15 protein-coding genes, 1 tRNA gene and 3 pseudogenes are annotated in these 23,308 nt (G+C 64.3%); 3 read left to right on the top strand and 16 right to left on the bottom strand.

Annotation, left to right across the window (positions count from 1 at the left end; genetic code table 11):
- Position 1 precedes the first annotated feature (1 nt).
- Positions 2 to 3,898 carry a DISARM system helicase DrmA gene (gene drmA / locus ABZT47_RS15655; RefSeq protein ID WP_354841426.1) on the bottom strand — a complete coding sequence of 1,299 codons (3,897 nt, stop codon included), beginning with the start codon at positions 3,896 to 3,898 and terminating at the stop codon, positions 2 to 4.
- Between the two features lie 171 nt (positions 3,899 to 4,069).
- Here drmA and ABZT47_RS15660 point away from each other — a divergent pair, with 171 nt between their 5' ends.
- Complete coding sequence (locus tag ABZT47_RS15660) at positions 4,070 to 4,525, top strand: very short patch repair endonuclease (RefSeq protein ID WP_354841429.1); 456 nt, start codon at positions 4,070 to 4,072, stop codon at positions 4,523 to 4,525.
- A gap of 5 nt (positions 4,526 to 4,530) precedes the next feature.
- On the opposite strand, the gene ABZT47_RS15665 is transcribed toward ABZT47_RS15660, so the two are convergent.
- The 8 genes from ABZT47_RS15665 to ABZT47_RS15700 all read right to left on the bottom strand — a co-directional run bounded on the left by ABZT47_RS15665 (position 4,531) and on the right by ABZT47_RS15700 (position 15,632).
- On the bottom strand, positions 4,531 to 6,420 hold the full coding sequence (locus ABZT47_RS15665) for a DNA cytosine methyltransferase (protein ID WP_354841432.1): 1,890 nt from the start codon (positions 6,418 to 6,420) through the stop codon (positions 4,531 to 4,533).
- A gap of 232 nt (positions 6,421 to 6,652) precedes the next feature.
- Positions 6,653 to 8,383 (bottom strand): AIPR family protein, encoded by a 1,731-nt coding sequence (locus ABZT47_RS15670; RefSeq protein ID WP_354841435.1) that lies wholly within the window; start codon positions 8,381 to 8,383, stop codon positions 6,653 to 6,655.
- Between the two features lie 2 nt (positions 8,384 to 8,385).
- Positions 8,386 to 9,372: a PD-(D/E)XK motif protein gene (locus ABZT47_RS15675; protein ID WP_354841438.1), complete on the bottom strand. Its 987-nt coding sequence runs from the start codon at positions 9,370 to 9,372 to the stop codon at positions 8,386 to 8,388.
- Entirely contained in the window at positions 9,369 to 12,185 is a 2,817-nt protein-coding gene (locus ABZT47_RS15680; RefSeq protein WP_354841441.1) for a Z1 domain-containing protein, read from the bottom strand. The genes ABZT47_RS15675 and ABZT47_RS15680 overlap by 4 nt, the downstream gene beginning before the upstream one ends.
- 2 nt (positions 12,186 to 12,187) lie before the next feature.
- Entirely contained in the window at positions 12,188 to 13,666 is a 1,479-nt protein-coding gene (locus ABZT47_RS15685) for an ATP-binding protein (RefSeq protein WP_354841444.1), read from the bottom strand.
- Between the two features lie 461 nt (positions 13,667 to 14,127).
- Complete coding sequence (locus tag ABZT47_RS15690; protein ID WP_354841447.1) at positions 14,128 to 14,772, bottom strand: DNA/RNA helicase domain-containing protein; 645 nt, start codon at positions 14,770 to 14,772, stop codon at positions 14,128 to 14,130.
- 14 nt (positions 14,773 to 14,786) lie between these two features.
- A complete protein-coding gene (locus tag ABZT47_RS15695; protein WP_354841450.1) occupies positions 14,787 to 15,155 on the bottom strand; it encodes a hypothetical protein in 369 nt (122 codons plus the stop codon).
- Between the two features lie 348 nt (positions 15,156 to 15,503).
- Positions 15,504 to 15,632, bottom strand: a complete 129-nt coding sequence (locus ABZT47_RS15700; protein ID WP_354841453.1) for a hypothetical protein — start codon at positions 15,630 to 15,632, stop codon at positions 15,504 to 15,506.
- Between the two features lie 161 nt (positions 15,633 to 15,793).
- On the opposite strand from ABZT47_RS15700, the gene ABZT47_RS15705 reads away from it, so the two are divergent.
- Positions 15,794 to 16,024: a hypothetical protein gene (locus ABZT47_RS15705; RefSeq protein WP_354841456.1), complete on the top strand. Its 231-nt coding sequence runs from the start codon at positions 15,794 to 15,796 to the stop codon at positions 16,022 to 16,024.
- A gap of 400 nt (positions 16,025 to 16,424) precedes the next feature.
- Here the strand turns inward: ABZT47_RS15705 and ABZT47_RS15710 are convergent.
- The 6 genes and pseudogenes from ABZT47_RS15710 to ABZT47_RS15735 all read right to left on the bottom strand — a co-directional run.
- A pseudogene (locus ABZT47_RS15710) lies at positions 16,425 to 16,990 on the bottom strand (IS3 family transposase); the annotation flags it as partial.
- A gap of 15 nt (positions 16,991 to 17,005) precedes the next feature.
- On the bottom strand, positions 17,006 to 18,118 hold the full coding sequence (locus ABZT47_RS15715) for an IS30 family transposase (protein ID WP_354841458.1): 1,113 nt from the start codon (positions 18,116 to 18,118) through the stop codon (positions 17,006 to 17,008).
- Positions 18,119 to 18,203: 85 nt separating this feature from the next.
- A pseudogene (locus tag ABZT47_RS15720) lies at positions 18,204 to 18,461 on the bottom strand (transposase); the annotation flags it as partial.
- 279 nt (positions 18,462 to 18,740) lie between these two features.
- Positions 18,741 to 19,533: pseudogene (locus ABZT47_RS15725) on the bottom strand (transposase); the annotation flags it as partial.
- 168 nt (positions 19,534 to 19,701) lie between these two features.
- Positions 19,702 to 20,061 (bottom strand): hypothetical protein, encoded by a 360-nt coding sequence (locus ABZT47_RS15730; RefSeq protein WP_354841461.1) that lies wholly within the window; start codon positions 20,059 to 20,061, stop codon positions 19,702 to 19,704.
- A gap of 491 nt (positions 20,062 to 20,552) precedes the next feature.
- Positions 20,553 to 20,626 (bottom strand) — tRNA-Arg (locus ABZT47_RS15735).
- A 423-nt stretch (positions 20,627 to 21,049) separates the two neighbouring features.
- Between ABZT47_RS15735 and ABZT47_RS15740 the strand changes: the two genes are divergently transcribed.
- Positions 21,050 to 21,268: a hypothetical protein gene (locus ABZT47_RS15740; protein ID WP_354841463.1), complete on the top strand. Its 219-nt coding sequence runs from the start codon at positions 21,050 to 21,052 to the stop codon at positions 21,266 to 21,268.
- Between the two features lie 486 nt (positions 21,269 to 21,754).
- Here ABZT47_RS15740 and ABZT47_RS15745 read toward each other — a convergent pair.
- Positions 21,755 to 23,308: ricin-type beta-trefoil lectin domain protein (locus ABZT47_RS15745; RefSeq protein ID WP_354841466.1), on the bottom strand; the 1,554-nt coding region annotated here is incomplete at its 5' end.

Here is a 23,308-nt window from a genome sequence, read left to right on the forward strand (position 1 = left end):
CTCAGCTCCTTCCTCTGATCGTGGTGGTGGCCTCCACCTCGCGAAGGGAGCTGGGGGCGTTCTCGTACGCCTCACCGAGACCCGCCACCTGGTGGGCGAGGTCGCCCAAGACCACCGGGTGGGACGGTGTCCGGGTGGTCGTGCTCTCGTGGAACAGCAGGTTTGCGCCGCTCTGGGCGGCGAGGTGTTGCCAGCGGTCCAGTTCGGAGGCGGCGTGCTCCGCCGTGTCTCCCGAAGGGGGACGACGAAGCACGGGTTGCTGGGCGGCGCGCTCCTCCAGAAGTTGAGGAAGGAGTTCCACGTCGGCGTCGTTTCGCGCGGTCCTCATCTCCTCGGCCCCGCAGTGCCAGCCCTTCTGCAACCGTTGCTGGAGTCGCCAGCGCTGGTTCACCGTGACCGGTCCAGTTCGGTCGGAAAGCAACGCAGCCTGCCGCAGGATACTCACGGCCACGGGGCCGAGAGCTCGGTCCCGTGCGCGGGGGGCGAACGGGTTGACCGTTACGGGTTCGACGTGACGGTACAGGGTGCTGTGATAGCTGGCGAAGTACTCGTAGTGACTGAGGTCCCGAGGGCGTGAGGACCGGTAGAACGTCACCACGAGTCCACCCGTGGACCGGCCGACGCGGCCGGTCGCCTGTATGTACGACGACGTGGTCTTGGGCTGCCCGTTCACGAACATCAGGCCGAGTCGGTCGACGTCGACACCGGTGCCGAACATGGAGGTGGCCACCACTGCGTTCACCGGGTCCCGATTGCCATGGAGCGACACGGCGAGGTCCTCCAGCATGGCGGGCAGGTTCAGCGAGTCCGCCCGGCTGGACAGCTCCATGGGGTCGTCGGTTTCGACGAGTTTGCGTGGGTTCGCGGCGATGCTCGCTAGGCGCTGGATGATGTCCTGACGAACGAGGGCCACGGCTCCCGCGAGCTCGCGGATGGCGTTGAAGTAGCCGACGAGTGTCCAGAATGGATCCAGGTCCTTCGCCGGTGCTCCTGCCGCGCGCCGGTCCGCGGGTTCCTGTAACAGACGGGACCATGTTCGTACAAGGGGCGTCTGTGCGCCACGGCCCGGAGCCGCGAGTCCCACGTAGAGCCGTCCTGGCTGTTGGTGGCTCAGTGGATGGGACGACTCCGCCCAGGAGAAGAACGACTCCTCGGCTCTGATGCCTGGTGGGGGAAAGACCTCCAAATTCCTGGCGAACAGGGACCGCACCTGCTCCTCCGCCTGACGGACCGTTGCGGTGGAGGCGATGTACTTGGGTTTCACCGGCACGTCGAGTCTGTGGTCGCTCGAGAGGAGATCGATGCCGGTCTCGTAGAGCCCGACCATGCTTCCCAGGGGGCCCTCGATCAGGTGAAGCTCGTCCTGGAGGATCAGGGCCGGTGGCCGGAAGCCGGATACCGCCACGTTCCTTCCCTGCGGGGGCAGTTGTCGAGGGCGCTCAGGTCGGGAGGCTGGGCCGGTAGGAGGGGCTCCTGCGCGGAAGTAGCCGAGATGCTCGTTGACCTGGTTCACGTTGCCGAAGAGAGAACTGGCCCGTGGCTCGTAGGCAAGACGCGCGAACTTGTCCACCGTAGCGACGATGACAGACGGGCAGCGGGCGTAGACCTGCTCGTCCACCGTCAAGGCAGGGATGGGGCAGTGGGTGGACCGACGGTTTCCGTCATCGAAGGCCTCTGGCACGGGCCAGTCGCCGAACTCGGTGGTTTCACTCCAGCTGATGTCGGTGTTGAGATGGCAGGCAGGATTCGCGCAGAAGATATCGAAGTCGATGTCCTTGTCACCCCTGCCCCAAAGGGCCTGCCTGATGAAGTAACCGGACCTGGAAGCACGGGCGTAGAGGCTGTGGCAGTCGTCACCGAACTGTCTACGGACGTGATCCTTGACCCAATTGTCGATCAGGTTGCTGGGAACGTCCGCGGCAACGTCGAAGGTGATCGAAACCGTTGTGAACGAGGCGTTCTGGTGTGGGGTGTACGAGACGGAGGTCACCTCGATCTCCCCCTGTGAGAGCTGTTGGGGATCGGGTCTCCGGAGGGGATCCATGTCGCCCATCACCAGGTGCAGCGTCGTGGAGTCTCCGCCCCGGATGCCGTCGGCCGGGAGCGCGAGTGTGGATCGGCATGCAGGGCAGTTCAGGATCTGGGCCGGTTCGCCCTCGCCCTTCTTTCCGTCGAGGATTGAGATCGCCCCGTAGTTGTTGACGAGCTTGTTGTTGCTGTCCCTGTACTGAAAGTCGCCGAGTCCGTTAGGTGTGACGCCGCCACCGACCCAGAGGCCAATCGAGAACCGGTGTGTGCCCCAGGGAAGGTCGCCCAGGCTCGAGAGACCCTTCGGGCGCCAGCCTCTGTTGCCGGCCGGTCCCGACGTACGGAGGTACTCGCAGGCGGTCACGAGAGCCAGTGCTCGGCGGTACTGCTGGATTGTGAGAAGTCGAAGGGTGTACCGGGACAGGACCGTGACTCCGGCTCCGCCGCACGGGCTGTTGTGACGCCGGGCCTGGAGTCGCCGGTGGGCGAGGGTGAAGGCTGCAAGCCCGAGGTACGCTTCGGTCTTCCCGCCTCCGGTCGGGAACCAGAGCAGGTCGCAGGTCTCCCGGTCCGGGTGTGTCTCCTCCACCATCGCACGCAGGTTGATCAGCAGGAAGGCGAGCTGGAACGGCCACCAAGGGTTGGTCTTCCCCTTCGTCCACTTCGACTGGAGGGAGATCGCCCGATTCGCGAAGCAGAAGGCGAGGCGTGCGTCCTCGTCGTCGTGGAGAAGATCGATGCCGTCTCGGATTCGGCTGAGAGCCCGCTGGCAACCTGCAATGTGTTCGTGGGCCGGTGTTCCCTGAAGGGGGTGCCCAGCCTGCTTCTCCAGGAGATTGATCCACCGTTCGTATCCATCGGTGAGGGGTACGAGCGCCTGGCGGAGGGACACGGCGTCGACCAGCTCGCACAGCCTGTCCGGGTTCAACTCCGGTGTGACGCCCACGTGTTGTGGCCATGCCTTGTTCGGTGCGTTCACCGGTACGACGGGGACGAACTCCGAGCGGACGTCCGCGGGCGAAAACTCGGCGACGGTCCCGGCGTCGAAGAGGTGCTCTCCGTCCGACCAGACGAAGGGGGCACGTGTGCCGCGCAGACCGGTGGGGTGGGGTCGCTCAGGATCCACGGACCTCCAGAGCGCCGAACACAAGTGGCCCCGGGCCAGGGCGGGACGGTCCTGGTAGAGGAGGGTCAGTCCTTCCTCTTCGGGGTCGTGTGACGCTCGCTGGCGTTCAACCGACACGATTCGGCCGTTTCCGCACCGGATCCGGATCTGCGGCTGGTAGACGTGATGCTCGCCATGGGGGGACGCAGTGTCGACCTGTGTGTCGTTGACGATGAAGCACGACACCTGCCACGTTCCGGTCTGGTTGTCCCTCCGGCTTCGGATCCGCACGGAGAGCCCGGGGTCCCGCGGGTCGCTGAGAGCCGGCTCCTCGGAGCAGTCGACGTTGCGCCAGATCTGTCCGTACGGCCTGCGCTGCCAGGCGGTGTCGTCGCCTCTCGCGTACCGTGCCCACGTGACACAGACGTCCAGGACCGGCGATGCCGAGGTCTCGACCGACAGTGAGATCCCCATGGATGCAGGACGTGACATCGGATCCAGCTTCAGGGAAGGGGACCCGACGGAAGTGGAGCGGCTCGGAACACCGGGATCGGACTCCTCGTCGTCGTCCGCTCCGAACCCGTCCTCACCTGCGAGTTCCTCGTATGCGTCAAGTTCCGCAGGGGACAAGGAGGCCGGAGCAAGGACGCCGACGATGTATTCGTCCAGAGGGTCCTCGTCGGAGGATAGCGTTTCCGTGGGTCCCCCCCGAGGCCCGAGTGCCTCTGCCACGAGAGCTTCAACAAGACTGTCCCGCTCACTCACCAGAGAACCCTCGCCGTGTTGGTGGACCATCAAAAGTTGGGACGTCACATGGTAAAAACCTGTCCGTCGGAGAGTGATGGTACGGACCTGGGCCGACAGTTTTCCACTCATCGCGGATTCTGCCGGGGTCCGGAATGTGCCTTGCACATTCGTATTTGAGAGGAAACCTACATGAACGGTGCTGTTGCGCCTGATAGTCGTAAATGGGAGGCGACGGACAAAGGTGTCCACCTTCGGGGAAGACGCACTCGAAACACCTGGCCGGAGATCGCGCTACGCCGTGCCGTTTATGGACTTGGGCTCAGGTTCCGTCTGCATCCGCAGATCGTTCCCCGCTGCACCCCCGATTTCGTGCTCCCACGTTGGAGGCTGGCGGTGTTTGTGGACGGTTGTCTCTGGCATGGCTGTCCCGACCATTCCCCCGCCGAGTTCAGGGGGCCGAACGCCGGTCGGTGGCGTCAGAAGATCGAAACGAATCAGGCCAGGGACCGGCGTAACGACTCCCTTCTGGAGGAGGCCGGATGGCGTGTGCTTCGTGTCTGGGAGTGCGAGATCAAGCGTGACGTGCAGGTCGCGGCCGAGCGTGTGGCCCGCGAAGCCAGAGGGGCTGAGAACTTCTCCGGTTGAGGCTTCTACCAGAGAGTTGCGGTGCCCGGGCGTTCCTGGAGGGCGAACGCGCACGTTCTTGACAACGGACAGGTACCGCAGAGTGGCTCGTTCGGAAGGCACGTTGTCAGACCGAGCACGCGGAGCGCGGCCATGCGAAGTGGCGCGGCCTTTCCTCCACCGATCAGTCGTGCGATGTCCACGCGGCCGTCGGTGAGTCGGTTGGTCTTGTCGGAGTCGCTGCCCGAGACTCTGGCCGCCACGCGGAGGGACAGCTGTGACGTAAGCATGAGGTCGTGGTCACTGAGCAGCGTGAGCAGGGCCTCCTCTGCCGGATGTAGTGCGAGTGTCTCCGCCAGAACGGCGGGATCTCTCCACACGTTCTGCTTCGCGGTCAGAGCCGACAGGCGCCCCAAGCGTTGCGCGACCTTGGGGTCGTCGATCGCCTCGACGAGCGCGCGGTACTCCTTCTGGGTGAGTTTTCCCAGTCCCCTGAGAGGGTGCAGGGCGGGAGCCATGTGCCGGATGTCGGTTCGGCCACCGCGGCTGAGCAGGGTCACGACGGCGGCCACGGTCGCTGTCGTGTCCGGTCCGGGGAAGTAGAACCAGTTCGCTCCTTCCCTCTGCCCGGTGGCCCACTCCGACAGCTGCCTGTGGATGAGTGCCCAACGGTTCGGGGAGGAGAACAGCTCTTCCTGGTGGGTGTTGTCCGGGGCGATGGCTTGGGCTGCAAACCTGCCCAGTTCTGGTGGCACGGCGTTGCCTATCTGGCGGAACGCGTCGCTTCGGGTGCCGGCGAAGCGGAAGTGGTCGGGAAAGGTCTGGATCCGGGCAGCCTCACGGACGGTGATCGTTCGGTGCTGCTCGGGGTGGATGTACCAGTAGCCGTCCTTGGCGATGTGAGCGGTGATGGAGCGGCTGAGGTCATTCCAGTCGAGTCGCTTGTACTTGTCGTCGAAGGTCTCCGCGCTGTAGCGGCGCAGTTCCGCGGGGATGGCCGAGTACAGGGTCCTGTGGTCCATCAGCTTGAAAACTTCTAGGTCATCGGGCCGGACCGGTCTGGTCATGTGGTCCCAGATGTAACCGCTGTCTTCCTTTGCGCGCATCCGTTGGGCGAATTCGGAGGTAGGGGTCCCTCCACGATACGGCAGGCGCCGGTCACCGACGGGATCATCCTCGGGCAGGACCGGAAGGTCTCCTATCGCGTCACGAACGGTGACCTTCTTCTGGGGAGCAGGCCAGGGAAACTCGTGGTGGTCGTTCCGGGCAAGGACGATGAGACGCTTCCGGTGTTGGGGAACTCCGTACTTCCACGCGTCGACCAGGCGGACGTCCGTGTGGTAACCCACGTTCTCCAGGTTCTCGACGATCTCGCGCACGACACGGAAATCGTCGCCCAACGCCATGTCTGGCACGTTCTCCATCAGTACGGCACGTGGCTTGACCGCCAAGACGACATCGAGGAAGGCGCGCCAGAGCTCTTTGCGTGCATCGTGCGGGTCGCGTCCGGAGTGCTCGACGAGACTGTGGATCTTGCTGCGTCCGGCTCGGCTGAACGGTTGACACGGAGGGCCGCCTGCCACAAGATCGACCTTCGTCTGCTTGAGCAGCTGGATGAGCTTCGTCCGCGCCTCGATGTCGGAAAGGTCGACATCGAGGGATAGGCCTGGGAAGTTCGCCCTGTGGGTTTCGACGGCACGCCTGTCGTGGTCGACTGCGGTGACCACGGTCCAACCGGCCTGCTCCAGTCCCAGGCTCAGACCACCTGCGCCGGAGAAAAGATCAACAGCCAGTCGACCTCCGTCGGCCAGTTTCTCCTCGCACCATTCGGTGAATTTGTCCTCGGTGCACGCGTCGGACGGAACGGGGAGACTGAGGATCTCGCTGCGATGCAGCTTCACCCTGTAGAACGACACCCGACCTCCTTGTACTGTGCTCCCCGAAGACCACCAGGAGAACACAGACCCTCCGGTCGCGGCAAGCATTCTTGCGTACCAGACGGCTCTTTCGTCTCCCGAAACGTCATGAAGTTCAGAACGTACCGGACGTGTTACGAAGATCCAAACTGTCTCTCCGGGCGGACATCTTAGTGGCCGCTTCGCATCCGAACCCGACCGTTTTCGCGAACTGTTGTCGGGTTGGTAAGTTTCAGACTCCGACCCAGTTGATGTCCTGAACCGCCTTCCAGCAGTCAACCTTCTTGCACCATTCCGTGACGTTTCCGGACCCTGGGGCGTCGAGCAGTACGTCACGAACGAGCCTGCTAAGGCTTCCGACCGCGCGCAGGGTCTCCGGCGCCAGCCGCTGTGCCCGCCAGACCGAGTTCAGGGTGGCTTCCATGTCCATCTCCTGGACCAGCCGGGAGACCGTGTAGGTCGTGACGTTGGCGAGGTAGCCTGCTCCGGGATTGAGACGCATGATCTCCTTGCGTGCCTGCGAGAAGAAGATGGATTTCGCTACCAGGTCGCGGAAGTACTGGTCGTCAGGCAAGCCGTCCCGCCTGGCGACGATGTTGATCGTCCACTCGTGGAAGCACTTCTGGGCACCCAGGCTTACGGTGTGCGGCTCCTGCTGGAAGGTCATGTCGAATTTCGCGGCGTCGGTCTTGGTGAACTTCTGGATCCGGGGGTTCTCCCTGTCGAAGGCCCTCTGCTGCGGCTTCGAAACCAGCCGGGCACGTTCCACCTGGTACTGTCCGCGCACCCGCTCGTAGAACCAGTGACTCTCGTGCTGGGCTCCGTCGACCGCCGGCGCCCAGAGTCTGCGGGAAAGACGCTCCAGCTCCACGTGGAAGGGACTGTTGGACTGAAAGTCCGCCTCGTTGATGGTGTTCTGCGAGTTGGCGTAAAGAGAGATCCTCGGAACCAGCTCGTCGAGCAGCTCGGGCTCCACCACCGTGATTTTGGCGGGGACCTGGATCATGCTGAGATCTGCGTTGTCACGCCTGGCCGCGTGGTGGAGCGAGGCCGTCGTCTGTCCACCGTTGACGATCTGGACGTCGTGGAGCTGGGCGAGGGCGTCACCTGTCCCGGTGAGGGCGACGCCGGTAGCGGTCACCGAGATGCCGTTGTTGTAGGCAAGAAACCGCCCGGGGGTCGCCCGGATGGTGTCGTTGAGTCCTTTGTTGACCTTGCCGCGTGCCTGGAGGAAGGCGCGGATGTTCCGCTGCAGGAGTTTGGCGCCGTGCTGTTCGTACATGTCGGCAAGAAGTTGGCCGGGAATGACCGTCAGAAAGCAGCGGTGATCATCGTCGGACCCGACGACGGCGAGGTACGGAAGGGGGCCGCCCAGGGACTCGAAGTCGATGGTGATCGGTTCTTCGTGCCGACCGGAGGTGGCGAGTCTGCGGAGCCTCTCGATGTCCCAGAGATGCTGGACCACCGGGATGTCGCCGAGGCTCTCCTCCGGGAGGCCGTCCAGCGTCGTACGCCCGTCCGTGAAGAGAAAGATTCTGATCTTGCCGAATTCCGACCAGTTCGTGCAGATGGTCTGGGCCATGTCGAACTCGGGTGTCGACTCCTCCATGTGCAGGTGGTAGCCGTCCCTGCAGCTCGTCGCGAAGTTCAGCGCCCACTTCAGTCGCTTGAGCACCTGGTCTCGAGGTAGGGTCTGTCCGGAGTTGCCGTAGCTCGCGACAACGAGGTCGAGGACGCGCCCGTCGTCGCTGATGTGGTAGCCAGCGACCTCCATGCGGCTCCGGCCCGAGGGGGCGACGAAGTAGCAGATACGGAGGTCCTCCAGAGTCCCGTCCTCAACGAGGTACTCCTGGACTACCTGGACGAAGACATCTCGTCTGAGCCAGCCGGAGTCGTTTCCCAACCGTTCTTCGACTGCCTGCTCAAGGTGAATCGCGAACTCCTCGGCGGTCTCCCCTTCCACGGTTACTCCTCTGCCTTACCGCCGGATTTCGCCGACTCCCGTACGGTCTCTTCGTCCACAGCGTGGGATCCGCATGTGGACAGGTCGACAAGATATGACACACCGGACACTCCCGCTGGCAGGTCGGCTGGAACCATTCGCGGAAACCTCGCATTCACCGCAAATGACTGCCTTCGAACGAGGACGTAACGGTCATTTACGTACTGGTTCCGATGGGCGTCCAACCAACCCGCCTCCAGGAGACAGTTCTCGAAGCAGGTGAGTTCGGGGCCGACCTGCGGGTTCTCCCGGAGGTCGTCAACGAGTTCTCCAAGCGAAGTGCCGTCCGGGGAGGTGTCGACGACCTGGTGGACAAGGAACAGCCGGTCCAGCTCCGTCGAGTCGAGCTGGTGTTCGTTGTTGATGCGGCAGCGCTGAGGGTCCCGCCGGGAGACCGTTTTGACCTCAGCGGCTGTGGACTGGTGCAGAAAGTCCTGAGGCCCTCCGGACGGCCCCAACCAGGAGCGCACCGCGGCCGGTCCAAGCGAGGGCAACATCACCTCTCGAAGCACCAGCAGCTCGCCGTACAGACCCATCCGGGCCTCGGGCGCCAGCCCGGTGAGAAGGCCTCGGCCGAGCATGCGACGCCAGGCGTGAAGACGTCGGACCAAGGCGGTGGTTGGTGCGCTCGCAGGAAGGTTCAGCTGTCGTAGAAGATCTGCGAGAAGCGTGCAGAACAGCAGTCGGTCGGTCTCCGGACTGGCAACGATCTCAACCGTTCCGTCTCTGGTCCGACAGGTGAGGCCGGCGGCGAGAAGGAGGTCCCGGTCCTCGATCTGTTCGTCGCTGTGAACAAGAAGCGCCCAGTCACGGTCGGGAAATCTCACTTCCGTGAAGACGTCCAGGTCGGATCCCGGGAGAAGCCGCCTTCGGACGGCCCCGTGACCGGGGCCGCCGCCCTCTTCGGCAGCACGGAACGACTCTTCGAGTTGCTCGGGTGAACTCGTCACTGATCCTCGTCCTCCTCGACGGCCTTCAACAGGCCTTCGAGGAAGATCTCGTTGACGCGGTAGCGGACTTTCTCGGCATGTACCGACTGTGGAAAGGCGACCGCGTAGCCGACAACGGGGATGTCCTCCTTCGGTACCTCGATCTCCGAGAGGACAGGATCGATCGGATAGATCAGGAGCAGCCCTTCGGCGGGATCTCTCAACATGCGGAGGAACTCTCCGCTCGCTCGGGCAGGTGTCTTCCCCTTTCCTCCTTTCCGGAATTTCTCAACGGTCAGGTCGAAGGCTCGCTTCATTATGGCCGGGGACAGGCCCAGCGCCTCGTGAGCGGGGCTGACGAGGACGCCGACCTCGAACTCTCCGTCCCGCATGCGGGGGTGCGCGCCGATCGGGGTGCGCTTGACCAGCGGAATGTCGGCACCGTGTGTGGCGAGACGGGCGGTCGAACTGCCGCCCGTGACCGCCACCGTCCAACGGGTCAGTTCGTCCCTGTCCATCTGGGCACGGATGTAGCTGACGAGGTTTTCGGGGTTCGCCGTGAGGACTCTCGGCGACACATCGAATCCTTCGAGGAAGTCCAGCACGACCTGCGCTGGAACGTCCTGGCGGAAGAGACCGCGTCCTGCGCCGTTGAGCTGCTGCTCAGGAACCGCCGGCATGGGGACGATTTTCTCCAGGAGTTCTTCCAGACGCGCGTTGTTTCTGGTCAGAGCGTGTTCGTCGGTCCGAATGACCAGGCTCTCGGCCCTTTCGGCCGAGAAACTCACGGACATGCTGGCCGTGGATCGCATCTTGGCGGCCGCGGTTACGCGTAGGTTCCCAACGCCGTCGAGAACCCGCATGCCCACGTGTTTAGGTGTCTGGCCCGCCTGGGCGACAGCACTCGTCAGGTCCATCAGCTCGCGATTAGCGCGGGTGATGTGAACGTAGTAGCTGACGAGTTCCTGCGTCGTGTAGAGCCGCGTGACATCCAGATAGTCCGGTCTGTAGCCGAACCAGCGCCCCATCTGCAGGAGAGTGTCGTACATCCTTGACGCCCGCAGGTAGTACGAGACCGACAACCCCTCCAGGGTCAGCCCTCGCGAGAGCTTGTCACCGCCCACTGCGACCACCGTGATGGGAGTGGTCGACTGGTAGTCGAGTACGTCCGTCGCACTGCCGTTGATGCGGCGCACGCCGGAGGCAGTATCCCCGAGAACCTGGGGGATGACCTGCTGGAGGCTGCTCCACGAGATGGGCGGTCCCACCATCGCGCTCACGTCGTCACGGCTGGCCAGTGCGGTGTAGGTGGGGGTGAAGTCCGCTTCCCAGAGGTTCTTCAGGCGTTCCCGTACCACGACGCCGGACTGTCCGAAGTCGCCCCACGAGTCGGCCATCGCCTGGAGATGCTGTTCGATCTGCCGGGCGACCGCGGCCTGAACCTCGGTGTACCGGGTGACGTGGACCAGCATGGTGCTGTGCCCGCCCGCGGTGTCGTGGTCGCGGGTTCGGACACGCCGTACGGCAGTCGACAGTACGAACGCGTCCAGTGCCTCCACGAGGGACGGGGGCAGTGGGCCATGAGGTCTGAAACTCTTGTGGTGCGTGTCCGGCAGCCAGCCGCTGTAGTCGTCGAGCTCCCTGATGATCGGTAGAGGTTCCCGGATTTCCGCCGCGGTGGGGTCCTCCAGTCCGAACACGACCTCGGGGCCGCAGTAGTTCGAGGGAGGTTCCAGCGCGACCATGAAGCTGCGCGGGAACAGGTCCTCTCTGAGTTCCGGATGGTCGGTGGTGTCCGAAATGAAGATGTTGGCGAACGGCGTCGCGGTGTAGGCGAGGTAGGTGCGCTTTTCGAACAGCTCCAGCAGGCCACGGATCGCCTTGTTGATGGCCGTGGGGTCGTGGTCCGGATCGCTCTGGGTTCGCCCATTGGTCGGCCGCTTGGTGTCCACCGAGGCGTAGTCGGCCTCGTCGTCGATCAGCAACAGGGGGGTGTTGGTGATCAGGCGGGAGCCGTCCGGTTGAAGCTCCGCAAAGTTTCCCAGCCAGGCCTTCAGGTTGTTCAGGATGCGGGCGTTCTTCTTGGCGACCACGAGGATGCGTGTTTCGGGCACGTTCACGGCCGATCCCTGGAACTGGGCGGCGGTGAAGTCGCTGTCGCGGGTGGTCACTGCCTGACACGTCGCGGCGGGAGACTTCAGCCCGAGGGCACCCACCCCGATTTTTTTTGAGCTTTCGGCGTCGGGGTCCCGCGTGAACTTGGTGTTGAAGCCCAGGAACTCCTTGTCGAGACGTGCCTGGGTTTGGTGGCGCAGGCTCTCGTGCTGGCTGGTGAGGACCACGACGACTCGGTATCCACTGTCCACGGCCTTGCAGATCACACCCGTGTAGTTCGCGGTCTTACCGGACTGGACCTGGCCGTAGACCATGCCGTAGGTCTTCCAGGAGCCTGACCGGCCGGGGTTCTCCATCAGGCCGAGAATCTGGTCGGTTGTCTCGTCCAGTGCCTCGACGGCACTGGACTTCCACCCCTTGCGCAGCAGGGTGACGTAGCGGTTCCAGTAGGCGAAGTCGATCTTGCCTCGGCGGTCCTCCAGCCACGGTTCGTGCTCTCCTGGGTCGCTGACCACGATCGCCTGTGGCACCCAGACGTCGAACTCGAACTCGAGCTGTAGCGCTACCTTGTCGACCGAAACGGAGCCAACCGAAGTGTTCAACATCTCGCTCGCCTGTTTGGCGATCTCCCGGAGTCGTGCAGGTGTCCGCTCGTGCTTGTCCAGGCCGAGCACTATCTGCTTGGCCATGGTCAGCGCCATATCCGTGGGGTCGAACACGGTCAGTTCTCCTTGGACGTCTCTGACTCGACGATCTCCTGAACGAGACCGGGATACTTGCTGAAGGGCTCTGCCTTCGCGAGCGCCTTCATCAGAACAAGTCGTGTTTCGGGATCGGCGGGCAGCCCGGTCAGCATCGAGCGGAACAGGGCCAGGAGCTCTTCGATGTCCGGCACCTGCTCGGTCACGGTCTCCTCTGCTTCGGCAGAGGTGGCGATTTCCTGAGCGACGAGACTCACAGGAAACGTGGTTTCGATCATTCGGAGTACGCCTTCGATGGCGTTCCCGCCGGGGCCGGAGATCACGGCGGCCACCAGTGGGTGACTGCGGTTCACGGTGTACTCCGAGGTCCCGAGCCGACGCACCCGCTGCCAGACCACCTGAAGATCTCTCTGCTCGCGAGAGCCCGGGGTCGGTGTCCCGCGGTGGGTGAAGACCCGTTCGGAGCGTGCACGGAGATCCTTCGCGATCTCCACGATGCGCGCCTCTAGAACGGACGGCGGACGAACGGTGGACTTTCTGACGTCCACCTCCCACGAGAGGTCGGCACCCGGGGAGATCTCGACTGACAGCCTGGCCAGCCTGGTGGGCTGGGAGTTGTGCATACCTGACAGTCCGAGCCAGCCTCCGGCCACCACTAGGCGGTCTCCTCGGTACACGTAGAACCCCTGGCGGGCCAACATCCCACCGGGGCCGGAAGCCAGGGCGGCGTCCTGCCTGGTCAGACGGGAGGGGTGAGGGAGGACCACGGGATTCAGTCGAACCCTGTGGCCGTGGTGGTCAAGGTCTTCTACCCCCCGGTCCTGGGTGGCCGGATGCCTTCGAAGGTACGGATCCATGGCGGTCAACTGGCGACCGCCGACGTGAAGCTCCAGCCGGCCACGTTCGATGAACCGGTGGAACAGCAGCGACAGTTCCCTGCCTGCCTCGTTGATGCGACGGGAGAGCGAGGGACCCTCCCCGAGCTTGTCGGTGTTCCTCCACAAGACCAACGTCCCCTGGCTGGTGAACTCAAGTCGGTCGGCGATCCTCCGCGCCTCGTCGTCGAGTTCGGTGATGACTCGCCACTGACGGTGAAGGGTCACGTGGTCGATGTCCCAGGTACGCGTCGACAGGATGCCGCTGGCATCTCTGGTGAGGACTGTCAGTTTCCTGGCCTGGGAGAGAGATGCTGTCTTCAGTCCGAGACCGAACCGGCCCAGATCTCCGGCTGCCCGCTCGGCATTGGGATTCCGGGCGAAGCGCATGGCCGTACGGAGTTCTTCCTCGCTCATGCCACGACCGTCGTCCATTACGGCGACCCAGGCAGAGCCCCGGTCCGAGGAGTATGTCGTCCGAACGGTTCGCGCTCCTGCGGCGATGCTGTTGTCGACCAGGTCTGCGAGCGCTGTCGGCAGGTCGTAGCCGAAGGCACGCAGCGACTCGATGAGATCTTCGGCGCACGGGTCGAGGAGTTCCCCGTCTGGCTCAGATGATGTCATCCTTCGCTCTGGTCCTCCTCGCACGCTCACCACTAACAAGAGGCTAGGCGAGAGTACTGGCATTTAACGGCCTGTCGCCTTTGGTGATCAGACCGTTACTTTTCGGGTAGGCCTTCTGGGCGCAGCCAAAGGTCACAGGAACACGATCCGGGAGGCGGCATGTGGTGCATGCATGTGATGACGACGTTCCCCTGACCAGGCGGTTCTCGCCCTTGCGCGCTCCTACGCCCACGGATGAAAAATTGCGAGAAGGAAGCTGACAATCTGTACCTTTTGTTCTATTTGTGGAGCTCTGTGCGTTACGACTGGCCTCGGGGCCAAGTGTTGGGTGCGAACATCCGGTTCGTGCAGTTCGGAGCTCGCGCATCCTGTCATGGCAGTTTTGTCGTTCCTGGAGCGTTGGACTCCTGCGATGCTGTGGTCGAACCGGATCGGCTCGAGACGCTCGGCTGCGGGTTGCTCTAGACGCGGAGACTCCACTCTTCGGTGTGGGTACCTTCCTGAAGGCCGTCAGAAAATTCGACCGATCGGCACAGGTGGGCTTGATCCAGTTTGACGGACAGTTGCGATCCAGGCTTCGTCGCAGGAGGAGCCGCAATGGTCTGATGCCATACCGCTGCGGACCCCTGCTCCGAGCCCAGGCCCAGAAGGTTCTCGATCCAGGTGACGTATTCGGGGCAGCCGCCGCAGCGGAACTGGTGACGCAGGTCGATCTGGTGGACCTTCACTCCCATCGCCGTGGCGGTGTCGTGGCTGAGTTGGACAGAGCCCACCTCGCCGCGACGGACCAGCTGGTGTTCGTCCAGCAGGAACACCGGGACCTGTGTGGCGTTGATCAGCTCCTGCACCTGAGGTGGTGCCTGTCGGCCGTCGTCGTACCCGTTGCGGGTGTCGCGTTTACGGGAGGTCTCGCGCAACCGATGAGCCTCATCGCACAGCAGGACGTCCAAGTCGTTGGTGGTGGCATGGGTGTAGCTGTTGAAGTAGGAGAAACTGCGCCGTGCCTGTGGGTCGACCCTCTCAACATTGTCACGCAGAGTCTGGGTGAACGATCTGCTGCCGGTGGCGTGAACGACATGCACGCCTTGGCGGTTCAAGGCGCCCAACAGCTCGACGGCGATTACGCTCTGCCGGTGCCCGGACCGCCCACGATCACGATGGCTTCCTTGGGGGCGCCCTGTTTGCTTCTGGTTACCGCGCCTCGCACGTAGTCATAGGCTTCTCGCTGCTCATCCAGCAGTGGGAAGACCAACCGGTGGCAGACGCTGTCGCTGACCACCGCCATCAGGCCTCCGGCCGGAAGCACCGGAGCCTCCAGGAGCTCCTGGGTGTAGTGGGTCGCCTTTTCGGGGGACAGGGCGGTGCGAAGAGCGCGTTTGAACTGCTCGCGGTGATCTTTGCCGTACATCCGCGCATAGATGGGATCGCACTGCAGGCTCATAACGGAGGGCCGGATCGTCGCCAGGGTCTCACCGGTGGCGTTGTGCATGTTGACGATGCAGGAGACCTCGGCCGACTGCTTCAGCAGGGGATGTAGTCGATCAGAACCTGGCGGTAGTCCCAGACCTGCCTGACCGGATGCAGCCGCGGGTTGCTGTTGGGTGCCCCGCGAGCGTGCACCATCTGCGAGCCTGGATCCGGCCGTACCCACTCCCACTGCTGTTCTCCACCACGACCATCGACATCCGCCATTTGCCCGGATGGGACCCGACCAGCAACAGGTCCATGCGCACGTCGGTGATCGGAATCTTGAACTCCACCAGCACCTGCACCTCGGCCAAGCCCGCCTCCAGCAGCAGTCGACGACCGTCGGGATGCTGTTGCGCCAGGATTCGACCTACCTGTCGTCCAGCCTGCCGCCGATCAACTCGTCGAAGCTCCGCCCGAGTTCCCTGATGAGATGGCCTGCAGAGATGACGTTGGCGAGATCGCCCGCGGTTGCCCGGTACAGACAGCGTGAGGCCACGAAAGCCGCTCCTTCACAAAGTGGCGCCATCCAGACGGAGGTGATGCGTGGGGTGAAACGTACCGTAACGCCGCCCACCGACAATTGTCGGCCTCCGTCAGCTCCTGTTGTAGGTATCGATTGCCAGGTCCAATGACGGAGGGGCGGTAAAGTCGGTGCCTGTGGCGACAGAACTTGAGGAACTCGCTGGGCGTCTTCGCCGGTTCGATGTGGAGCGTGAATGGGAGAAGTTCCATACCTCGAAGAATCTGGCGATAGCCTTGGCCGGCGAAGCGGGAGAGCTACTGGCTGAGTTCCAGTGCTTGACTCCCGAGGAGTCCCAGCGCCCAGACCCTGAGACCCTGGGCCGGATCCGTGGAGAGCTAGCTGATGTACTGAACTACCTCGTGTAACTCCCCGATGCCCTTGAAGTCGACCTAATGGAAGCTGCCCACGACAAGATCGACATATCCGAACGACGGTACGCCTCTGACACATAGCGAGGTTCAGCGCGCAAGGCACCCCCGCTGTCTTCCTGAAACATATCCGCGACTCAGGTCAATCACATTAGGCTGAGTTTGCGTCCACTATGTACAGGCCGCCCAATGCACTAGGGTTCCGTCCTTCTCTTCGAGTAACACATCATGGCTACCAACTCCGCCGCATGCCCCTGTTTCCCCATGTGCGCTGCACCGGCCAGCGTCCCCATCCGTGTTGTTGGGAAACCGGTTGGGGCCGTGGTTCCGATAGAACTTGATGATGGTGGACTTCATCTATCTACGCTCCTCGGGGTGGCGCTGTTCGTCAACGGGTGATCGCCATCTCCAGGGCGTCGATGACCAGCTCGGTGCGCATGTGATCGGCCATCGCCCATCCCACGATCCGCCGGGAGAACACATCCAGCACCACCGCCAGATACAGCCATCCCTCGCCGGTCGGCACGTAGGTGATGTCGGCTGTCCAGGTCCGGTTCGGTCCCGGAGCGGTGAAGTCCCGCTTCACCAGATCCTCAGCTGGACTCGCCGCGGGGTCACGGCGAGTCAGCCCGCGCCGGCGGCGCCGATGCACTCCTTCAAGCCGGGCAGCGCGCATCAGCCGGGCCACCCGCTTGCGCCCGATGCGCACCCCGAACTCCTCGGCCAGCTCGGCATGCACCCGCGGAGAACCATAGGTTCCTCGCGATCCAGCATGGATCTTCGTGATCGTTTCCGTCAGGGCCTCGTCCTGCCGGGCCCGCGCCGAGGGTCCGCGGTTCTTCCAGGCGTAGTAGCCCTGGCGCGACACACCCACACCCGGGCCAAAAGGGAGACGCCATGGCGTGCCTTCTCCGCGTCGATCAGCCGGTACTTCATTTCGGCCGATCCGTCTCCCGAGCGAAGAAAACCGCCTTAGATTCAAAGAGTCAAGGCAACACATTGGGCCGGGGTGCGGTAGCCGAGGCACTTGCGGGGACGGTTGTTCAGTCGGGCGGCCAGAGCGTCAAGGTCGGCTTGGCTGTACAGACTCAGATCGGTGCCCTTCGGTAAGTACTGCCGGATCAGTTTGTTCGTGTTCTCGTTTGTGCCCCGCTGCCACGGGCTGCGCGGTGCCGCGAAGAAGACGTCGACGCCGGTCGCTTCGGTCAGCAGCTGGTGGCCGGCGAGTTCCATACCGCGGTCCCAGGTCAGGGTGCTGAGCAGGCGCGCATCCATCACTGAGAACGCCTGCTGCAGGGCGGGGATGACCGTCGTGGTGTGACGGCTGGGTAGCGCGACCATGGTCAGGTAGCGGGACTTGCGGTCGACCAGCGTCGCGATCTGGCTGTTCTTGGCTCCGACGATGAGGTCGCCTTCGAGGTGGCCGAGCTCGGTTCGGGCGTTGGCTGCGTCAGGCCGTTCCTCGATCGGCCGGGCCCCGGTGATCTGGGAACGCCACTGGCCCTTGACCGTGTTCTTCTTGTTCTTGCGGATGGGACGGCGCGTGCGCAGCTTGGTGCACAGCTCACGCGGGATCACTTTCCACCGGGTTGTGTAGATCGCGCGATAGATGCTTTCGTGGCTGATCCGCATGAACGGGTTGCCGGCGTGCATCAGCCGCAGATGTCCCACGATCTGCTCCGGGGACCACTCGTGGTCGAGTAGTTCGATCACGAGCCGGCGCAGCACCGGGTTGTCCTGCAGGGCGGACGGTTTCGGGCGACGTGCCTGCTCGTGAGCGCGTTGCTCGGCGGCGACGGCACGGTACTTGTCTCGGCCGCCGTTGCGGGCGACCTCCCGGCTCACCGTGGATGCCGGGCGGCCGATCGACACGGCGATCGAACGTAGTGAGGCTCCAGCCTCGAGGCCGCGAGAGATCGACTCCCGGTCCTCGGCGCTCAAACGGTCGGCCCGGCGTACCCGCGCGGCCGGTGCGATGCCGCCATGGTGCTTCAGCACCGTGAAAACCGACCCTGGGGGCTTGCCCAGTGCCCGGGAGATCACGCTGATGGAGTCACCGGCGCGCCACCGCCGCCACAAGTCTTCCTTCATCGCGTCCGACATTCCCGGCCGACCCATCCGAGCCACGATCCACCCATCCACGAGCAGTGTTGCGTTGATCGTTTGAATCTAAGGCGGCCTTCTTCAGGATCTCCCGCTCTTCCCGCAGCTGACGGACCTCCCGCCGCAGCCGGGCCAGCTCCTGCTTTTCGACGCTGGTCAGACCGTCCTCGCGGCGGCCCTCATCGCGCTCAGCCTGGACCACCCAGTTGCGGATCGACTGCGCAGTCGGCTCGAACTCCTTGGCCAGTTCCTCCGGCGTCCGGCCGGCGCGGACCAGCTCCACTATCTGCCGCCGGAACTCCGGCGGGTACGGCGGACGTGACATCGGCACTTGTGAACTCCTCCCCAGGACACATCGTCCCAAGCACTCGGCTGTCCACAAGACCGGGGCAACATCAAAGTGCATTCCTTCACGTTCGCGCTCGGGGGTAGCGGACTGCTTCGGTGGTGCATGTGAAAACGCTCGTGTAAACCGCTGATGAGACGGCGTGCAGAAGCTTAGCTACTTGCCCCTGAAAGAGAGGCTTTGAGGCTCGGGCGGATCTTGCCGGTCGGTTGAGGCTTGATCGAGTTGGCTGGGTGTCGGCTCTGCCGGAGCGGCAGCCGGTAGTCAGCCGCCGATCACGGCCATCCGCTGCAGGTTGTAGGCGAAGATCCCCAGCCCGGCCCAGGTCTGAGCGCCTCCGAGACGGCGTAGCCGGGTCCGGCGGAGTCCGAATGTCCGCTTGAGGTGACTGATACGGGCTTCGACTCCCACCCTCCAGTTGCGCATCCGCCGGAAGCTGCGGGTGTGCTCGTACTCACGCCGGGACTTGCTGAGGGTGCCACCACGCTGCAGGCCGATGTGCCGCACCCCCAACTCGGCCAGGGCCTTGTCTGCTGCCGCGGTACCGAAATCCGCGATCGCCGACGACGGTGGCCGGGACACGGCCGGTCCGCTCGATGACCTGCTCGACAGCCGGGACAAGTTGGGGAGCATCACTGGGATTGCCCTTGTTCAGCCGATGGAAGCAGATGAAGCCACGTTCGTCTGCGGCCACCAGCAGGGTGTAACCGAACTGGGTCGGGTGCTGGGGCTTGCCCTTGCGGATCGGACGGGCATCGGGGTCGGCCAGCGACACCATCCGGTCGGGGATGGTGCGGTTGCCGGCTAGGCGTTGCGTGGTCTGAGCCAGCAGCCGACCGGTGCCCGACACCGTCTGCTCCAGATCGTTGATCAGGCGTGCGAGCCGCCTGGAGGGCCGACGCGATAGGGCACGGCGGGCATTGCGGATCACCTGCGCCACCTGCGCCGACGTCGTGGCCGCGATGCCGGCGATCTCGCCGGTGAGCCGATCGATCTCCCCCAGCGCCTGGCCGGTGCGCCGCCGCAGGGTGCGGCTGATCTGCTTCAACCGGCGCCCCAGGATGAGGTGGCCAAGCGTCGTATCTCCGAAGCGCTCGACGGCTGACGAGCACGGGGGCTACGGGGAGGTGCTTAGAATAAGTCCTCGTAGCCCCTAGTGAGCCGAATCATCGTATGCAACATTGCGGCATGTCGGTGCTACCCCATCTTCGGGCATGAGTCATACTCACGGTACGGGCAGCCGGCCTTGGTCAAGGCTCTGCATGGCCACGTCGACGCGTGCTGATGTATAGAAACAATCACGCGCCTCGGTCACTTGGTCTACCAAGTACGACCAGTCATCCCATCGATCCGGTCGTTTGCTCACATAAGTGCACAATGCCACGATGGCATCGCACCAGCTCTCGGCGGCCTTAGCCGTGACAGCGTCACCAAAGAACAGCACCTTCTCTATGGCCTGTCGGCGACGTATCTCAGTTTGGGCCATCAAGGACTTTCCAGTCTCCCAATCGACAGGTGGGCTGACTGAGTGCGGGCGATAAGCGGCTGTTGTGCAGCAGGCGAGTGTATATAACTCCTTATTCACGCTTGCATATTCTAGGTAGGCGTCGAGTCGGCGCTCGTCCCATCGCGTCGCCTGCTCCCGCCTCCAGCGCCTTCGATCAGTGGAGGACGTAGTGGCCATGGTTGCCACCGCGCCAACAATGACGCCCACCAATGGGAGGAGCTGCAGGAGGAATTGGTCCATGCCTGGAGGATGACAGCAGTTCTCGATACGAGATAGCTACGTCATCCCTACCTTTGAGCCACCTGAACGACCACCCCTTGGCTTGAGGGCGCTCCTGGCCACCCCACCGCCCTACGCATGCGTCGAGGGCATCGTCGAACCGGACTAAGCGGACAAGCGCTGGATCTCCGAAGCGCTGGCCAGCTGAGCAGAGCCTGAGAGCCGCGGGAAGGCATTGGGAAGAACTGGTCGCAGACGCCCGGTGACGGTCGGACACAGCCGGACAGCAAGGCCAGAGCCCCTGACTACGTAACCGCTGGTCAGGGGCTCTTTTGGCTGATCGCGACGGGCGCGCCCTGCAGGATTCGAACCTGCGACCGTCGGATTAGAAGTCCGATGCTCTGTCCAGCTGAGCTAAGGGCGCTCTCGGATAATTGTGCATGATCTGCGGAGCGCCCGCGTACCGCTTGGTCTGTGGCGCGCCCGCCCGGGTGTGCTTCGCAATGGATTGTATGGGCTGGTGGGCGGCGGGGTCGGTGATCAGGCGTAACAGGCCGCGTACGGCCGGTGTTCTCGAAGTGTACGCATGGGTGGGGACGCGGCGGTGGGTGCTGTGACAGGTTCTGGGCGGGGGTGGGGCCGCACCGGTCGTCCGTAGGTGCTGGTGGATGTTGTTGGTCACCGTCGCTTCGGGTTGTGGGGTGCTGAGTCGTCCGCCGTTGTCGCTTCGGGTGTGGCGCTGGTCGGCGTGGACGTGTGTGGCTGGGGCTGTGGGAGCGGTGATCTTTGGGGTTATCGTGGCGTTCGTGTGTGGTGGCAACAGAGTGCGGATCGCGGCGGTGGTGTCGTGAACACGGCTTGGGTGGTGTGGGGCGGGCTGGTCCTCGGGTCGTTCGCCGTGCTGGAGACGATCGCGCTCCTGAACCACCGCGAGGGGGACACGCTGTCGGAGCGGCTTCGTGAGTGGCTGGGCATCTACCCGGTCAAGCACTGGAGGCTCGCCGCGAGTGCTGCTCTGCTGGGGTTTCTGGTCTGGTTCGGCTGGCACATCGTGTTCCAGCAGTAGCTGTCGAGGGGTGAGCAGTCCCGCTCGCAAACGAGTTTCCGCCGTTCTCGACACGGCGCTCGCCGCCCGCGCCGCGGGTGAGTTGCGGCAGGTGACGGCCTACCGGGATCTTGGCTGAGGTCACTCCTGATCGTCAGAAGAAACGCCTCGTGCCGCCATCGCGCCTCGAAGTCGCGACGGCGGCGGTGATCACCTGAGGTGGGAGGTTCTGCTGGAATGACAGCATGCTCCTCCTTGCAGGAAGGCGCTGGACAGCTTCTGCGGACGACGTCCCCGCGACGCTCACCGGGTCGGCATGTACGAGCCAGGCGGCTTCCGGTCACGAGGTACATGCGGACGCCCCACCCCTCGGTGGACCGCGGTGACGAAGCGGTCCACCGGCGGATGGGGCGTCCGGGGTCGGACTATCGGCGGGTGGGATGTTCGGGGTCGGACCACCGGCGGTGGGCCGTCCGAGGGCGGGACTACCGGCGGGGGCGTCCGGGGTTAGAAGTTCTTGGTGCGGACGGACCAGGGGGACTTGTTGGCCAGTTCGGAGAGGATGTACGAGCGGGCCGTGGCGTTGCCGTTGAGGGTCATGTCGAGGAAGTGGACTACCGCGGTCATGCCGTCGGTCCGCTGGGAGCCGGTGATGAAGCCGGTGTGGCCGGCCTGCGGGTGCTCGGCCAGTACGGCGGGCACCTGGACCAGGTCGTAGTTGGCCCGGGTGTTGTCGTAGGCGATGTCGGAGGACCCGCCGTCCATGAACAGCACCGGGCTGTGCAGCTTGTTGAGCTCCGAGCGCGAGTAGCCGAAGGAGCCGTCGGCGAACAGGCCGCTGTCGAGGGAGATGACGCTCTTGACCCGCGAGTCCGCGCCGGCGATCAGGGCTTCCAGCCCGCCGCAGGAGTGGCCGGCGGTGGCGACCTTGGACAGGTCGAGGCGCTGGTAGAGCGCTGAGCCGCTGCGGGAGTTCTCCTGCTGGGCCCAGCTGATCGCGTCGGTCAGCAGCGACGGGATCGGGTTTCCGCTCGCCACTCCGTTCGACGAGCCGTCGACCGACGCGGTGTCCACGACGACGAAGCCGTGGGCCGCGATGAAGGTGAGTATCTGGACCACTTCGCTGCCGTCGGTGTGGGCGCAGGCGCCGTTGCCGAAGGCCAGCACGGGCAGGGTGCCCTCGACGGCCGACGGGTTGGACGGCCGGTACACGGTGTAGCGGTTGGTGCCGTAGGCGCCTTCACGGGTGACCGAGTAGTTGTTCTCGATGGCCGGACGGCCCGACGTCGTGGGGGTGGGCGTCGGCGTGGGGGTCACGGTCGGCGTCACCGTCGGGGTGGGAGTGGGGGTGGGGGTGCTGGTGCCGCCGCTCCAGGTCCACTTCTGGTTGGTGCCGCCGTGGCAGGTGTAGAGCTGGATGGTGGTGCCGTTGGCGGTGCCCTGTCCGGTGGCGTCCAGGCACAGTCCGGACTGCACGCCGCTGATGGAGCCGTCGGAGTTGTAGCGCCACTTCTGGTTGTTGCCGCCGTGGCAGGAGTAGATCTGGATCTTGGCGCCGTTGCCGCTGCCGCCGGCGTCCAGGCACTTGTTGCCGTAGACCCTGATCTCACCGGCGGAGGTGGAGGACCAGGTCTGGTTGCTCTGGCCGTTGCAGTCCCACAGTTGGACCCCGGTGCCGTCGGTGGTGGAGGCGTTGGGCACGTCCACACACCGGCCGGACGCGACACCCCTGATCGGACCGCTCCCGCCGGGCGCCGTGGGAGTCGGCGTGGGAGTGGGGGTCGGGGTGGGGGTCACGGTCGGCGTCACCGTGGGGGTGGGGGTCGGCGTCGGGGTGGGGTTGGGAGTGGCCGAGTTGAGGGCGTTGAGGACCGAGGTGTAGGCGGCCTTCTTGTTGCCGCTGGTGTCGAACAGCAGGGGGCTGGTGTTGGCGCCGAGCCAGGAGTCGCTGTCGCGTACGCCCCATACGGTGATGCCGACGCAGCGGGACACGGCCAGGCAGTCGTTGGTCACCGACTGGTAGGTCTGCGCGGAGCCGCCTTGGATGTCCAGTTCGGTGAT

The organism is Sphaerisporangium sp. NPDC005289 (assembly GCF_040607455.1).
GTDB lineage: Bacteria > Actinomycetota > Actinomycetes > Streptosporangiales > Streptosporangiaceae > Sphaerisporangium > Sphaerisporangium rhizosphaerae.